The organism is Mesorhizobium sp. B2-6-2 (assembly GCF_006440615.1).
GTDB lineage: Bacteria > Pseudomonadota > Alphaproteobacteria > Rhizobiales > Rhizobiaceae > Mesorhizobium.
Window position 1 is genome coordinate 53,235 of record NZ_VFUG01000020.1, and the last position, 14,046, is coordinate 67,280.

The following is a 14,046-nucleotide window of genomic DNA, read 5'->3' on the forward strand; positions in this document are numbered from 1 at the left end:
TCGCTGCGATTTAGAGCAATTCCAGGAAAAGTGTGAGCGGTTTTCCGTCCGGAATTGCCTAAAAAACAAAGAGACAGGGCGTTTCGCCGTTTCCGTGAAACGGTGAAACGCACTAGAAGTCAAAAGCCTGGAACGGGCTGGACTTTTCCACTCAGCCGAGCGCCAAGAGTCAAAGCGGCCGGAAAATTCTTGATCACGGCGCGCATGGCCGACGCGCCACCTGGCCCAAGCGCTATTTTGGCGATCAAGGCCGCGGCACGCAGACGGGTCGAGAATTGCCGACGCCATTCGCGTTCGTAGCGATGCCCGGCGGCGTCGCGGTCCTCGTGACCTTTGCCCGATGCGATCAGTTCTCGCGCAAGCAGCCAGCCCGATTGCAGCGCCATCGAAATCCCTTCGGCGATGACAGGATGCGATTCGCCCGCGATATTGCCGACACGGAAGATGCCCTGATCGTAGCCGGCCCGGATGCCGGGATGAATCGGCCCCGCAGCCAGCCATGGGCCATCCAATTCGGCACCTGCCAGCGCAGTTCGCACGCCTCGGCACGAGTCCAGGACGTGGCGCGATACCGCATCCGCCGCCGCAATATTTCCAAAGCGCCGGCGCAGCCCGGACAGAACATCGCGGCGGATACAGCAGGAGATTGAAACCCGGCCATGGTCCGCAGTTACCATCCCGCCATATCCGCCGGGGAATACCAGCAGCGGCATCAGATCGGGCGCCAGCGCGGCGCCGGTAAAATGCGCCTTGAAGCCGAAAAGATCGGAAGGTTGGCTCGTTCTTTCAAGCTGGCTCGGAAGTTTCCCGGTTTCCCAGGATCCGTGCGCGGCAATGATGACAGGTGTGCTGAGCAGCTTCTGTTGCTGGTCCGACTCCACAGTCAGAAATTGCAAGTCATCGCGCCGGCGGATGGCGACTGCCTTGCAAGGCTGGAGGATCTCGACACCCGCACGTTCGGCGGCCTGCAGCAGGATGGTGTCCAGACGATCGCGGCCGAGCGCGCGGCCGAGACCCGTCTTGGCGCCCGGCATTCGCGCCTGCGCCGAGACATCGCCCGAAAAGAACCCGACACGCCTTATTTGAGGGCCGGCTTCCGCGCGCCAGCTCTCGCCGACGCCCAGTTGATCGAGCAAGGCAAGGCTGGTGCCCGACATGAATTCGCCGCAGACCTTGCGGCGAGGAAATACCACCTTCTCCACCATTGCCACCGACCAACCATGTTGGGCGAGTGCTATGGCGGTGGAACTGCCGGCAGGGCCGGCACCGATGACAATTGCGTCGTGCATCATTTCGTGTCGGGCGTGCTGGCGCCGACAAATCCTTGCGTGAACAGGCCTCTGCGGCCCTCCATCACGGGCGTTCCACCCGACAGTTGCCACAATTGTGAAAGTTCCGTGCCGCGAAAACCGGCGCGCACACTTTGCGCTGCATCATTCAGCGTTACCGCGCAGGCGCCGATCAATCGCAGGAACCGTGTCGCCACAAGCGGCACCTTGGCTCTCAACGGCTCCGTGGCGACGAGCATCGGGGCCATCGTCATCATCCGAGAAAACAGCTCCTGCAGACGGATGTCGTCGAAGTGGTGGAGGATAAGGTTGGCGCAAACAAGGTCGAAGGGCCTGTCCTGGGTCCAATCGAACAGATCCGCAGTCACGGGCTGCGCCCGCCAGCCCAATTCGGCGAAGGACCTGCGCAAGTCCTCGCCTATTAGGCCGATCCTGTCGACCATGACGATCTCGACGTCGGGCCAATGGCGCGCCATCAGCCGCGCCACCGCCAGCATGAACTTTCCGTCGCCGGCGCCTATTTCGAGGATGCGCAGCGGCGGCTTTTGCACGTTTTGCCGCATCAGCGATGCCATGATCCTGGCCTGGAACATCAATGCATTGATGCGAACGAGATCACGACGGGATGCAATCGCACGGGGATCGTCAGCCGGGAGGCCGTCAAGGAGTTCTGGCTCCAGATGCCGGATGTCTATGTCGGTCATGCGATGGATCGGAAATCTAGGCTTCAGCCGGCAATCTGGCAAATAGAATTCGGTCGTACCTTCATGGCCGCGCGCTGCTGGTCGCGGAACCCGCATTTGAGCCCAACCCGGATAGCGAAGAAAGCCGGGTCCCTTCATGCGAGATCGGCGGCTGATATCACAGTTTGCTAATGAGAAATATCGGCACCGCGCAATAAAATGCTCTATGCAGGCGTTTACCTTAGGAACACTTCTCCAATTCGCAGACCTCTTATGAGCCCGATTGCGCTCATTTGAGACCCGATTGGGCTCATTCTCGGAGCTATTTTGTCCCCTCAAGCGTATCTGAACGGCATTGCCACGCGTGTCCCCGAACATGACGTGCATCGGTTCTTTCTCGGCTATGGAGCCTCGCTGCTTGAAAACGATGCGCAGCGCCTTGCGCTCTTCGAGCGAATGGTCGCTCTGGCAGGGATCGAGCATCGCTATTCCTGCTTTGCGCCTGCCGACGATCCGCGCGGCGGGGCAATCGACCGCGACGGAACCTCGGTCAGAGGCTCGTTCGCCAGCACCGCAATGCGTATGCGGATGTACGAAGCCGCCGCACCGGAGCTCGCGCAACGGGCCGTCGACAGACTTCTGGCCAACGACGAGCGCTCGCAGATCACGCATTTGATCGTGACGAGCTGCACCGGCTTTTCGGCGCCCGGCATCGACCTGGAACTGGTGCAGCGATGCGGCCTGTCGACGTCGGTCGAGCGCACCATCATCGGCTTCATGGGATGCTATGCCGCCATCAACGCCTTGAAGCTGTCGCGCCACATCGTGCGATCGGACCCGAAGGCCCGCGTGCTGATCGTCAACATCGAATTGTGCACGCTGCATTTCAAGGAAGCCACGGAGCTCGAGAAGCTGATCTCGTTCTGTCTATGGGGCGACGGTTGCGCGGCCTCGCTGGTGACAGCCGAGCCGCACGGCATCCTGCTCGAAAGCTTCCACGCGATCGTGGCAGCGGAGCGCAAGGAGCTGATGAGCTGGAATATCCGCGACGACGGCTTTGACATGGTGCTGTCCGGCCAGGTTCCCGGTGCCGTCCGTGAGACGCTGCGCAACGAGCATCCGGCCATCCTCGGCGGCAGGCCCGCCAAGGAGATCGATTTGTGGGCGGTCCATCCCGGCGGCCGCTCGGTGCTCGACGCGGTCGAGCGGGCACTCGAACTGAGGCCGACCGCGCTCGCCGCATCGCGCGAAGTGCTCCGGCAATACGGCAACATGTCGTCGGCCACCGTAATGTTCGCGATGGCCGAAATGCTTAAAGAGCCGTCGGGCTTGCTCGGCTGCGGCATGGCCTTCGGGCCGGGATTGACCACCGAGACCATGATGTTCCGGACTGCCTGATGAAGTCGAACGCCATCCGGCACCGCGTCCGTGCTTTCGCAGCCCGTTGGCTGGTGCCCTACTTGCCGTATCCGCACTTCATGTGTGTGGCACCTCTTGACGCCGTGTTGCGCGTCGTATGGCGTGCGGAAGGCCGGCTGCCTCCCGTTTATTGGCCGCGCCTGGTGCTCCTGCTCCTGATTTCGGGCATCAACACGATCGCCTCCCTGCCGGAGCGCGTGATCCTTGGGGCATGGCTGCGGCTGCGGCCTCCCCAGATGGAACCGGATAACGCGCCTGTGTTCGTTCTTGGCTACTTCCGCTCCGGGACGACTTTTTTGCAGAACCTGCTGTCGGCGGACCCGGACCTGAGATCGCCAGGCTGGCCGCAGGTCCTGGCGCCTCAGACATTCGTCCTTGGCTGGGCCTTGCTGCGCTATCTTTTCGTGCCCTTGCTGCCGTTGACGCGCCTCGACGCGGTCGTGCCGGTTGGCGCCAGGCTGCCGGCGGAGGACGACTTCGCATTGAACAATCTGGGTGGAATGTCGATCCTGGCGGGACGCGCCGTGCTTCCCCGCCGGCAAGCCTTCTTCAATCGATACCAGAATCTCGACTCGCTCTCGGCGCAAGAGCTGAGCCGCTGGCGCTCACATCAATTCGCCTTCGTCCAGAAGCTCACGCTCGTCGCCGGAGGGCGGCGACTTCTGCTCAAGTCGCCGAGCCACACGGCGCGCGTCCGCCACCTTTTGGACCTGTTCCCGGGCGCCAAGTTTGTCCACATCTCGCGCTCGCCGGAAGCGGTGTTCCGGTCCAACCTTGTTCTGACGCGCGAGTTGCAGCGTGCGTTCGCCCTGCAGCCGCCGCTGCCCGAGCACGAGCAGGAAGAGATCATCGCCTGCGAATATCTCGCGACGGAGATGCGCTATCTGGCTGATAGAACCCGGATTCCAGCCGCCGACCTCGCCGAGGTGAGGTTACAGGATCTGATTGCCGATCCGATGGGCGAGATGAAGCGGATCTACCGCGAACTGGGCCTGCCATTCTCCCACGGCTGCGAGGACCGCATGCTGCAAGTCGCCGCGACGTTCGGCAAACAGCCGCGCAACCGCCATCCCGACCTGACGGAAGGGCAGAAAGCGCGCGTAGCCCGCCTCGAACCGCTCGCTTCCAATTTCGGGCATGTGCCTGTGCTGGCTCCCGGGACGCTCAATATTGACAGCCAACCGCGCATTGGATGACATGGCATCATGACGGCAGGCCTATTGTCATACGCAAGCTGGGCAGGTTTGGCCCGGCTGTTGCTCGTCCCTCTGTTGCTCAGCATCTGCGCCCCGCCGCTTTCGGCGGTTGCCGACGAGCAGGGCGATGCGATCAAACTGGTTGAGACCGTGCGCCAGGCGGCGCTCGTGCTCGGGCACGGCGGGCCCGCCGAGGCGCAGCTCCGCTCGATCTCAGCGGCCTTCGACGGAAAGGGAATTGCCCAAGCCGTGCTCGGGACGCGTTGGCGCAGCGCGAGCGCGGACGACCGCGCCGCGGTTGTCGATGCGCTTCTTTATGCCATCGCACACGGGCTGGCCGACAAGCTGGAACGGACGCAGGACAAGACTTTCACCGTGCTCGGCACAAAGGCTCTGGCCAACGGCGACACACTGGTGCGCAGCGAATTCCGCCGGCGACTCCACGGCCCAACGTCCGTGGACTGGCGTGTCCGCCGCTGCCGCGGGCAACTCTGTATCGGCGATGTCTTTGTCGACGGCGGGTCGGTGACCGTGCGGCAGCGGGACCGCATCGGCCAGATCCTCGCCGGCAATGGCGGCTCGATTCCCGCGCTTGTCGTCTATCTCAGGAAAGGCCGGGTATGACTCCTCGCCGGCGTTCATGTCCTCCCTCGTCGAATTGAGCAATGTCGGCCGCGATTTTGACGGCGGCCGCATCGTCGCCGTTGACGACGTGTCGCTCGCAATCGGGAATGACGAGACCGTCGCGATTGTCGGCCGCAGCGGCAGCGGGAAATCGACGATCCTGAACCTTGTCTGCGGGCTCGACCGGCCGACCCGCGGCGAAATTCGGTTCGAAGGATGGGCCGTCAATGGAAGCGCTGCGTGGGCAGCGGTCCGGGCCAGCAGGATCGGCATCGTCTTCCAGAACTTCTGCCTGCTCCCCTCCTTGTCGGCGCGCGAGAACATCGAGGTGGCTCTGCTGGGAAACCTCGGCGGAGCGCACCAGCGTCGCGCTCGCGCGCTGGAACTTCTGGCGTATTTCGGTCTTGCCGATCGCGCTACGCTGCGGCCGGCCGAGCTTTCCGGCGGCGAACGCCAGCGCCTTGCAATTGCGCGGGCGCTTGCCAACCGTCCGAAGCTTCTTCTTGCCGACGAGCCGACAGGAAGCCTCGACGTGCAGACAAGCCAATCCGTCATGGACATCATCGGCAATGCGCATCGCGAGTTCGGGACCGCAGTGATCGTGGTGACCCATGACGAGGACGTGGCCGCATTGTGCAGCCGGCGGGTCGAGATCTCGGATGGCCGCATCCGCTCGGACAGCCGAATGGCGGCAATCTCAGCGCCCGCACCGGCATCGCGGATCGGCTAGCCCATGACGGAGCTGACCCTGCCCTTGCGCGGTCTCATCGCACGTCCGCTGCGCACTTTGCTCACGGTGCTCGGCATCGCCTTGGCGGTCGCCGGCTTCGTGGCGCTTACCGGCCTGACCGCCGGCGTCCAGCGCTCATTTGCGTCGGGAATCGATGAGAACGGCGCGGATCTGGTGGTTAGCCAGCGCAGCACCTTCAATTTGGTGAGCAGCACCGTGCCCAGAGCGCTCGGCCCGGCGCTTTCGGCGGTGCCGAATGTCGAGGCGGTGTCGGGCGTTCTCCTCAACATCACCACCGCCGACGAGGACGCCAATATCGTCATGGCCGGCTGGCCAAGCGGCAGCTTCCTGTGGAAAGACGTGCCGCTCGTAGCGGGGCGGCTCCCTGTGCCGGGGGACCAGTGGCCGGTGATCCTTGGCCAATCGATCGCCGGCGCATTGGACAAGCGGGTCGGCGATACCGTCGAGCTGCAGTTCCAGCCCTATCGGATCGTCGGCATCGCGTCTTTCTCGTCCATGCTGAACCAGAACAGCGCCATCGTTCCGCTCGAGGGGCTGCAGCAGCTCCTGTCGCGGGAGGACGCCTTTACCTTGTTCGAGGTGAGACTGAAGCGCCCGCTCGACGCCGACGGCATCGCCGCTGCCCGTACCCGGCTCGTTGCAGCCGCGCCGGGATTCGTGGTCGGCGACACCGAGCAGTTCGCCAACAGCATCCGCATCTTCGATCTGCTTCGGGCGATTGCCCGGACAATTTCACTGGTCGTCATGGCGATGGCCTCGGTTGCGGTCGCCAACACGCTGCTGATGGCCGTGAACGAACGGACGTTCGAGATTGGTGTTCTGGCGGCGCTGGGCTGGGCGCCGCGGCGTATTCTTCGGCTCATCCTCATCGAAGGCGTCTTCATGAGCGCAGCCGGCGGCGTTATCGGCATCGTTCTCGGCGCCCTGACCATGGAAGCGGCGGCGAAGACAAGGTTCGCGGCGGGTCTGATCGTGCCGTATTTGTCGGGCTGGTCGATCGCCCAGGCGCTGATCTTCGTCTTCATCGCCGGGCCGCTCGGTGCGCTCTACCCGGCTTGGCGCGCCACGCGCCTTCTGCCCGCTGAAGCGCTCCGCAGGATCTGACTTGGCGTGTCGGCCGGGGCAGCGTTCGGTGCCGATAGTGCCGGCAAAAGCATCGGTCTGTCCCGAAGTCGGGCTCTGTTCGCCGTACGCCCCACAGAAGCGTCGTTGCGGGTCCCATTCCGCCACGAGCGTTCTCATGCCGCGCGCCACCCCTAGTCAGTTGGTGAGCTGCAACCTGGAGAACTTGTGGGCGATCGTCTGGAAGACGTTGGGCAGCTTGGCCGGGTCCTCGACAGCGTAATAGTCGCTCGGATCGGACGCGCAGGCGCTGTAGAGTGAGCGGTTGGCCGCCGTGTCGGCCTGCAGCACCATAGTGTAGATCTGCACGCCCTGGCTCTTCAGCTGCGTGCAGACATCCTTCGTCCAACCGTCGACGTTGCGCGCCGCCGCCGCCTGATTGCTCGAACCGAAACGGCCGCTGGCGAGGTAGCCGTAGGAGGTGTAGTCCGATTTCTGCAGCGTGTTGCTGGCGCCGTAGACGACGTTCTCGCCGTCGGTCAAAAGCATCACCACCTTGGTGACGCCCGGCGTCTTGTACGGTGTGGCGTCGGTATAGGGCGGCTGCGGCGACAGCACCCGCTGACCCCAGGCCAGCCCTTCCGAAACATTGGTGCCGGAGCCGTTCCACTCGGTCATCTGGGCGGCGGCCTGGCGCAGCTTGTCGAAGTCGTCGGTCAACGGAACGATAGGCGTCGGGCAGGCGCGGTTCGGGCCGATGGTGATCGTGCTGCCGGCCTCGGTGATCAGCTTGTTGGTCGAAGCCGGGTACTTGGCAATTTTTTCAGCATTTTTGCCGACGAGCTTGGTGGTCGACTTCGCCAACTTCACGTCGTCGACGGTGTCATCGAGATAGGAGTTGTTGTAGCTGGCCGCAGAATTGCCGTAGGCGGCGGACGGCTTCTTGGCGACGTCGGGATCGTCGGGCGCGAAATAGGGCACGAACAAGGTGTCGGGCTTCGACGGGTCCGGCGGCGCATCGGCGATGTTCAGCGCGCCCGGCCTCGCCTCGACGCAGCCTTTCCAGCCTGTGCCGTTCCAGCCGGTGCGCTTCGACACCGGTACGTCTTCCTCGAGCTCCTTGAACAGCGTCATGTGGTCGGGACGCTTGCCGTCGACAGGCTCGAAATTGACGCCGTTGGTCGAGGACTGGCCGTCCATGTCGATCCAGGCCGGGTCGAATTCGGGACCGTTGACGTTGACGGCGGTGACGAAGGGCACCAGCGACGCGTGCACGGGACGGGTCGGCGATTTGACCGCTTCGAGATAGTCGAGCACGGACGTCGTCGCCTGCCGCAGCGCGGTGATGCGGGCGCCGGCCATCGAGCCGGTGTTGTCCAGCACCAGCACCACTTCCAGCTGGTTGTTGGATTCGACCGCACCTGCGTCGACGCTGATGTGCCGTTCGCTGCCGAACAGGAATGCGAAGTTGAGGTTCACGTCGGCGCTGGCGGTGGCCTTGGTCTTCACGTAGCTGACGCCTTTGTCGACGGTCAGCGTCGCCTGGGCATTCGACAATTCGCCGCGGGTGGCGATATTGGCCTGGAAGTAGCGGTTGAAGACGTCGTTGCGGGTCACGTCCGCATCGCCGAGATGCGAGGAGGCGAGGTTCGCAGCGTCGAGAGCGTTCTGAAGATTGCTCTTGGCCCGCATCAGCGTCGAGACATCGGTGGCAAACGCCACCGCGGACAGGATCGCCGGCACGCCCAAGGCCAGCACCAACGCGAAATTGCCGCTCCTCGAGCGCCAGAAATCTTTATGCAAAGCCAAAACCGCCCCCCATTGGCCGCATTTCGCAATGAATTCCATTAGATACGAAGATGTTAATAAACCAGGAGCACCTTGGCGCTGCTTGAGAAAACAACGCATTTGATGGTTAAGGCAGACTTGCCTGGCGCGTATAAGCGAAACGGCCGGTTCGCAGGTCCGCGGCATCGGCGACGCAGGCCGGGCCTTGCCTTCCTGGCGAATTGCTATATAGACCCGCGCAATCTGCCGGTCCTTGCTGGGGGCTGAACGGAGGGCCGCGGCCTTTTCAAAGGCCGCGACACGAAGCCGGAAAGGCTTCCAGCCTCCCGTGTCTCCGCTCTCGACCGTCTCGTTATGCTCCTTTCTTCCCCGCTCTTTCGCGATCGGGTCAGACAAGTTGCAGAGGCTTAGCCGCGAGGGCCGGTGAGAGAAACGAAGAAAGGCACTTAAACATAATGGCTCTTTACGAACATGTGTTTCTTGCCCGGCAGGACCTGTCGCAGCAGCAGGTTGATGCGCTTGTCGAACAGTACAAGGGCGTCATCACGGCGAATGGCGGCTCGGTCGGCCGGATCGAGAACTGGGGACTGAAGTCCCTCACCTACCGGGTCAAGAAAAACCGGAAGGCTTACTACACGCTGATGGACATCACCTGCCCGCCGGCCGCGCTCAACGAAATGGAGCGCCAGATGGGCCTGTCGGAAGACGTCCTTCGCTTCCTCACCATCAAGGTGGAGGCGCATGAGGAAGGCGCATCGGCGATGATGCAGAAGCGCGAAGAGCGCTCCGAGCGCGGCGGCTTCGGCGACCGCGACCGTGGCCCGCGTTCGTTCGGCGACCGCGACCGCGGCGACCGCGGCCCGCGTTCGTTCGGCGACCGCGAAGGCGGCGACCGTGGCCCGCGCCGTCCGCGCGAAGGCGTTGAAGGAGGTGCAGAATAATGGTCGACATCAACCAGATCCCGACCCGGCGCCCCTTCCACCGCCGCCGCAAGACCTGCCCGTTCTCCGGCGCCAACGCGCCCAAGATCGACTACAAGGACGTGCGTCTCCTGCAGCGCTACATTTCCGAACGCGGCAAGATCGTGCCCTCGCGCATCACCGCCGTCAGCCAGAAGAAGCAGCGCGAGCTCGCCAAGGCGATCAAGCGCGCCCGCTTCCTCGGCCTGCTGCCCTACGTGGTTCGCTGAGGCCTGAAAGTTCGATGCGGGCGCTTGCCGCCCGCATCCACCCCACGGCGACGGGCGCCGCGGTTCAAGTCAAATCCCGAGTTGGGGCCGGATGGCCTCTAACTGCCAGGACAGGCAGGACAGCGACAAGAGCGGCGAGCGCCGCAAAGAGCTTCCTGACCTGTTCCAGATCATTGCGCCAGCCTTTCGGCCGGCGCCAACCGAAGGAACGAAACCATGGAAGTCATTCTCCTCGAGCGCATTTCCCGTCTCGGCCAGATGGGCGAGACCGTCAAGGTCAAGGACGGGTTCGCCCGCAATTTCCTGCTGCCGCAGGGCAAGGCGCTGCGCGCCAACGAAGCCAACAAGAAGAAGTTCGAGGGCCAGCGCGCCCAGCTCGAAGCCCGCAACCTGGAGCGTAAGTCGGAGGCCGCGCAGGTCGCCGAGAAGCTCGACGGCAAGAGCTTCATCGTGGTGCGCTCGGCCGGCGAGACCGGTCAGCTCTACGGCTCGGTGTCGACCCGCGACATCGCCGATCTGCTGATCGCCGAAGGCTTCACCGTCAACCGCAACCAGGTCGAGCTCAACCAGCCGATCAAGACTATCGGCCTTTCCAACGTGGCGATCGCGCTGCATCCGGAAGTCGAGGTCACCGTGACGCTCAACGTCGCCCGTTCGGCCGACGAGGCGGAGCGCCAGGCCAAGGGCGAGACGCTGACCACCGCCGAAGCCATCTATGGCGAGGACATCAACGACAACGCCCGGCCGGAGAATTTCTTCGACCCGAACGCCGAATTCGAAGGCGGCGAAGAGAACGCCTGATCTCTGGGCCTGATTTGGCACATCCTCCGAAGCGTCGCTTTGGTTCGCAGACGTCCAGGATTTCTGGACCAACGCCCGGGTCTTCGACCCGGGCTTTTTTGTGCCAAAAGGAACTTTTCGACACCCCATATCTTGTGCACATTACAGCGTGGCGCGTCGATTGGACGCGGGCGAGGCGCCGTGGCATTTTCGATCTGGCATTCCAGTCCGATTACCGGGTGATCCGACTGAGGGGACATTTGGTCATGAATATCCTGTTGAAACACGTTCTCGAACGCCTGGTGCGGGCCGGCGACCTCAAGGTGACGGGGCCGAAGGGCGCGACGCACAAGTTCGGCGACGGCAGCGGCGAGCCGGTGCATATCCACATCAAGACCACGCATGCCGAGCGCGCCATCACCTTCGATCCGATGCTGGCGGTGCCCGAAGCCTATATGGACGGCGAGCTCGACGTGATCGAGGGCGGCGTTCTCGGCCTGATGCGCATCGCGTTCCAGAACATGGGATCGAGCGGCATCGACGTAACCTGGTCGAAGGCGATCGAGGGGCTGCGCCACGCCTTCCGCCGGCTGCAGCAGATCAACACCGCCGCGCGCTCGCGCCGCAACGTCGAGCGCCACTACGATCTCTCGGGCGAGCTCTACAAGCTCTTCCTCGACGAGGACATGCAGTATTCCTGCGCCTATTTCGAACAGCCCGACATGACGCTCGACGAGGCGCAGCTTGCCAAGAAGCGCCACATCGCCGCCAAGCTGAGGCTCAAGGCCGGCCAGACGGTGCTCGACATCGGCTCCGGCTGGGGCGGGCTGGGCCTCTATCTCGCCAAGGCCTTCGACGTCGATGTGCAGGGCGTCACCCTCTCCACCGAACAGCATGGCGTCGCCACCGACCGCGCGCATGCGCAGGGCCTGCAGGACCGCGTGCATTTCGAGCTCAAGGATTATCGCTACATCAACGAACGCTTCGACCGCATCGTCTCGGTCGGCATGTTCGAGCATGTCGGCGTCAACCACTACCGCACCTTCTTCGACAAGGCCGCGACGCTGCTCAAGCCCGACGGCGTGATGCTGCTCCATACCATCGGCCGTTCCGGCGTGCCGTGGGCGACCAGCGCCTTCGTCCGCAAATACATTTTCCCGGGCGGCTACATCCCGGCGATGTCGGAGGTGATGCCGGCGGTCGAGAAGTCGGGCCTCGTCGTCACCGATATCGAAATCCTGCGGCTGCATTACGCCGATACGCTCAAGCATTGGGGCGAGCGCTTCGCCGTCAACCGCGACAAGGCGAAGGCGATCTATGACGAGCGCTTCTGCCGCATGTGGGAATTCTATCTCGCCGCCTCCGAGGCCGCCTTCCGCTGGCAGGACCTGGTGATCTTCCAGTTCCAGATCGCCAAGAAGAATGACACGCTGCCGATGACGCGCGACTACATGGCCAAATGCGAGAAGGCGCTGGAGCTGCGCGATATCGGCCACCAGGAGCCGGCGCCGGCGGCGCCCTCCAAGCCCACCCGCCGCAAGAAGGTGGAATAGCCGCGCAATGCCGCTTGCCATTGCGGCCTGACGGCACGAAAAAGGTCTCGTTCGCGAGACCTTTTTCATGACCTACCTCATCTACACCGCAGCCGCTCTTGCCGAGATCGCCGGCTGCTTTTCGTTCTGGGCGTGGTGGCGGCTGGAGAAGTCGGCGCTCTGGCTTCTCCCCGGCCTCGTCTCGCTGGCGCTGTTCGCCTTGCTGCTGTCGCTGGTCGACACGGAGGCGACGGGCCGCGCCTACGCCGCCTATGGCGGCATCTACATCGCCGCCTCGCTCGGCTGGCTGTGGCTGGTCGAAGCCGTGCGTCCCGACCGGTGGGATCTGGCCGGCGCTGCGCTCTGCATCGTCGGCGCCTCGGTCATCCTGCTTGCGCCGAGGGGGGCCTGAAATGGAACTGCCCGCCCCGCTCCGGCAAGGCGTCGACAGCCTCTTGGAGAAGGTGCCGCTTTCGGCGCTGAAACAGGCGGCGCGGACGCTCTCGGACCGCTACCGCGCCGAGCTGCGCGACGGCCGCCTGCACATGGGCGAGGACATGGCCGTCAAGGCCTATCTGGCGACGCGGCTGCCCGCCACTTATGCCGCCGTGCGCGCCAGCCTCGATGCCTTGATCGAGGCCCGCCCCGACTTCCGGCCGGCGAGCCTGCTCGATGTCGGCGCCGGACCTGGCACCATGCTTTGGGCCACGACTGACGCCTGGCCTGAGCTCGAACGGGCGGTGCTGGTCGAGGCAAGCGCTGCCGTGCGCAAGGTCGGCCAGGCGCTCGCGGAAGGCGCGATCGCTGCCCGCACCGACTGGATCGCCGGCGACGCCACCATCGATCTCGACGGCATCATGCCCGCCGACCTCGTCAGCGCCGCCTATGTGCTGGACGAGATCGTGCCTTTATCGCTGCCGAAGCTCATCGACCGCCTCTGGCGCCTCACGGCCGGCACATTGCTCATCGTCGAGCCCGGCACGCCCGCCGGCTGGCAGCGCATCCTTGCCGCGCGCCGCCATCTGATTGCGGCCGGCGCGCATGTTTCGGCACCCTGCCCGCACGCGGCGCCCTGCCCGCTTGCTCCGCCCGACTGGTGTCATTTCGCGCGCCGCGTCGCCCGTTCGCGCCTGCATCGCCTGGTCAAGGAGGCCGAGGTGCCATGGGAGGACGAGAAGTTCATCTACCTCGCCGCCTCCCGGCAACCCGCGTCGGCGCATTCGGCGCGGGTGATCGCGCCGCCAAAGGGGGGCTCCGGCAAGGTGATGCTGAAACTCTGCCAACCGGACGGCAGCGCCGGCGAGCGCCTGTTCAGCAAGCGCGACGGCGATGTCTTCAAGGCGGCGCGACGGGCTGACTGGGGCGACACGCTGGACTGAGGCAGCGTAGGCTCGAGAAGGAAGAAGCGCCGGTCGCCACTTCGACGATTGACCGAAACGCCCGAGCTTCGTCATCCACGGGCGGAGCGGGGGCGAAGCGGACGCATAGACCCGAGGATCCATTCCGTGACGTTGCGCGAAGAATGAAGACCGCGCAGAACAGGGCCGTTCTGCATCGCCGCGACGCTGACAGGTCACGGAATGGATCCTCGGGTCTGCGCGCGTCGCTTCGCTCCTTGCTCCGCCCGTGGATGACGACTTGACCGACATTTCGGCTAACCTCGAAGGTTGGTGAACGCCCAAAAAGAAGCAACTCGCTACTTTGCGATCAGCCGAGGACGTCCGCGATTCTCT

The 14,046-nt window shown here is 64.1% G+C and carries 15 protein-coding genes; 11 read left to right on the forward strand and 4 right to left on the reverse strand.

Annotation, left to right across the window (positions count from 1 at the left end):
* Positions 1-119: 119 nt before the first annotated feature.
* A complete protein-coding gene (locus FJ419_RS26350; protein WP_140700167.1) occupies positions 120-1,292 on the reverse strand; it encodes an NAD(P)/FAD-dependent oxidoreductase in 1,173 nt (390 codons plus the stop codon).
* Positions 1,289-2,455, reverse strand: coding sequence for a class I SAM-dependent methyltransferase (locus FJ419_RS31305; protein WP_246679394.1), 1,167 nt, complete (start codon positions 2,453-2,455; stop codon positions 1,289-1,291). Before FJ419_RS31305 ends, FJ419_RS26350 begins: the two co-directional genes overlap by 4 nt.
* Here FJ419_RS31305 and FJ419_RS26360 point away from each other — a divergent pair.
* The 3 genes from FJ419_RS26360 to FJ419_RS26370 are packed head-to-tail and all read left to right on the forward strand — an operon-like array spanning position 2,429 to position 5,211.
* Entirely contained in the window at positions 2,429-3,370 is a 942-nt protein-coding gene (locus FJ419_RS26360; protein WP_246679399.1) for a type III polyketide synthase, read from the forward strand. The two genes, FJ419_RS31305 and FJ419_RS26360, sit on opposite strands and share 27 nt — an antisense overlap.
* The gene (locus tag FJ419_RS26365) at positions 3,370-4,587 is read left to right on the forward strand and encodes a sulfotransferase (protein ID WP_140700171.1); all 1,218 of its coding nucleotides are present in this window, start codon (positions 3,370-3,372) and stop codon (positions 4,585-4,587) included. Before FJ419_RS26360 ends, FJ419_RS26365 begins: the two co-directional genes overlap by 1 nt.
* Before the next feature lie 9 nt (positions 4,588-4,596).
* Complete coding sequence (locus tag FJ419_RS26370) at positions 4,597-5,211, forward strand: ABC transporter substrate-binding protein (RefSeq protein ID WP_140700173.1); 615 nt, start codon at positions 4,597-4,599, stop codon at positions 5,209-5,211.
* Here the strand turns inward: FJ419_RS26370 and FJ419_RS31310 are convergent.
* A complete protein-coding gene (locus FJ419_RS31310) occupies positions 5,192-5,788 on the reverse strand; it encodes a hypothetical protein (protein WP_246679401.1) in 597 nt (198 codons plus the stop codon). The two genes, FJ419_RS26370 and FJ419_RS31310, sit on opposite strands and share 20 nt — an antisense overlap.
* On the opposite strand from FJ419_RS31310, the gene FJ419_RS31315 reads away from it, so the two are divergent.
* Both FJ419_RS31315 and FJ419_RS26380 read left to right on the forward strand, forming a co-directional pair.
* The gene (locus tag FJ419_RS31315) at positions 5,765-5,941 is read left to right on the forward strand and encodes a hypothetical protein (protein ID WP_246679402.1); all 177 of its coding nucleotides are present in this window, start codon (positions 5,765-5,767) and stop codon (positions 5,939-5,941) included. The two genes, FJ419_RS31310 and FJ419_RS31315, sit on opposite strands and share 24 nt — an antisense overlap.
* 3 nt (positions 5,942-5,944) lie before the next feature.
* Positions 5,945-7,066 (forward strand): ABC transporter permease, encoded by a 1,122-nt coding sequence (locus FJ419_RS26380; protein ID WP_140700177.1) that lies wholly within the window; start codon positions 5,945-5,947, stop codon positions 7,064-7,066.
* A 156-nt stretch (positions 7,067-7,222) separates the two neighbouring features.
* On the opposite strand, the gene FJ419_RS26385 is transcribed toward FJ419_RS26380, so the two are convergent.
* Positions 7,223-8,833, reverse strand: a complete 1,611-nt coding sequence (locus FJ419_RS26385) for a pilus assembly protein (RefSeq protein WP_140700179.1) — start codon at positions 8,831-8,833, stop codon at positions 7,223-7,225.
* 434 nt (positions 8,834-9,267) lie between these two features.
* Between FJ419_RS26385 and rpsF the strand changes: the two genes are divergently transcribed.
* The 6 genes from rpsF to FJ419_RS26415 all read left to right on the forward strand — a co-directional run bounded on the left by rpsF (position 9,268) and on the right by FJ419_RS26415 (position 13,692).
* Positions 9,268-9,753: a 30S ribosomal protein S6 gene (gene rpsF, locus FJ419_RS26390; RefSeq protein ID WP_140546567.1), complete on the forward strand. Its 486-nt coding sequence runs from the start codon at positions 9,268-9,270 to the stop codon at positions 9,751-9,753.
* On the forward strand, positions 9,753-10,001 hold the full coding sequence (gene rpsR, locus FJ419_RS26395; RefSeq protein ID WP_006203718.1) for a 30S ribosomal protein S18: 249 nt from the start codon (positions 9,753-9,755) through the stop codon (positions 9,999-10,001). Before rpsF ends, rpsR begins: the two co-directional genes overlap by 1 nt.
* Positions 10,002-10,217: 216 nt before the next feature.
* Positions 10,218-10,802 (forward strand): 50S ribosomal protein L9, encoded by a 585-nt coding sequence (gene rplI, locus FJ419_RS26400; protein WP_095767000.1) that lies wholly within the window; start codon positions 10,218-10,220, stop codon positions 10,800-10,802.
* A 245-nt stretch (positions 10,803-11,047) separates the two neighbouring features.
* Positions 11,048-12,334 carry a cyclopropane-fatty-acyl-phospholipid synthase family protein gene (locus FJ419_RS26405; protein ID WP_140700181.1) on the forward strand — a complete coding sequence of 429 codons (1,287 nt, stop codon included), beginning with the start codon at positions 11,048-11,050 and terminating at the stop codon, positions 12,332-12,334.
* 67 nt (positions 12,335-12,401) lie between these two features.
* Positions 12,402-12,725 carry a YnfA family protein gene (locus FJ419_RS26410; protein WP_140700183.1) on the forward strand — a complete coding sequence of 108 codons (324 nt, stop codon included), beginning with the start codon at positions 12,402-12,404 and terminating at the stop codon, positions 12,723-12,725.
* Between the two features lies 1 nt (position 12,726).
* Positions 12,727-13,692, forward strand: coding sequence for a small ribosomal subunit Rsm22 family protein (locus FJ419_RS26415; RefSeq protein ID WP_140700185.1), 966 nt, complete (start codon positions 12,727-12,729; stop codon positions 13,690-13,692).
* Positions 13,693-14,046: the final 354 nt, after the last annotated feature.

Coding starts and splice junctions, on each gene's coding strand:
- FJ419_RS26410 (WP_140700183.1), top strand. CDS start 12,402: ATGACCTACCTCATCTACACCGCAGCCGCTCTTGCCGAGATCGCCGGC.
- rpsF (WP_140546567.1), top strand. CDS start 9,268: ATGGCTCTTTACGAACATGTGTTTCTTGCCCGGCAGGACCTGTCGCAG.
- FJ419_RS26370 (WP_140700173.1), top strand. CDS start 4,597: ATGACGGCAGGCCTATTGTCATACGCAAGCTGGGCAGGTTTGGCCCGG.
- FJ419_RS31315 (WP_246679402.1), top strand. CDS start 5,765: ATGGACATCATCGGCAATGCGCATCGCGAGTTCGGGACCGCAGTGATC.
- FJ419_RS26380 (WP_140700177.1), top strand. CDS start 5,945: ATGACGGAGCTGACCCTGCCCTTGCGCGGTCTCATCGCACGTCCGCTG.
- FJ419_RS31305 (WP_246679394.1), bottom strand. CDS start 2,455: ATGCTCGATCCCTGCCAGAGCGACCATTCGCTCGAAGAGCGCAAGGCG.
- FJ419_RS26350 (WP_140700167.1), bottom strand. CDS start 1,292: ATGATGCACGACGCAATTGTCATCGGTGCCGGCCCTGCCGGCAGTTCC.
- FJ419_RS26405 (WP_140700181.1), top strand. CDS start 11,048: ATGAATATCCTGTTGAAACACGTTCTCGAACGCCTGGTGCGGGCCGGC.
- FJ419_RS26360 (WP_246679399.1), top strand. CDS start 2,429: ATGGTCGCTCTGGCAGGGATCGAGCATCGCTATTCCTGCTTTGCGCCT.
- rpsR (WP_006203718.1), top strand. CDS start 9,753: ATGGTCGACATCAACCAGATCCCGACCCGGCGCCCCTTCCACCGCCGC.
- FJ419_RS26415 (WP_140700185.1), top strand. CDS start 12,727: ATGGAACTGCCCGCCCCGCTCCGGCAAGGCGTCGACAGCCTCTTGGAG.
- FJ419_RS26365 (WP_140700171.1), top strand. CDS start 3,370: ATGAAGTCGAACGCCATCCGGCACCGCGTCCGTGCTTTCGCAGCCCGT.
- rplI (WP_095767000.1), top strand. CDS start 10,218: ATGGAAGTCATTCTCCTCGAGCGCATTTCCCGTCTCGGCCAGATGGGC.
- FJ419_RS31310 (WP_246679401.1), bottom strand. CDS start 5,788: ATGCGCATTGCCGATGATGTCCATGACGGATTGGCTTGTCTGCACGTC.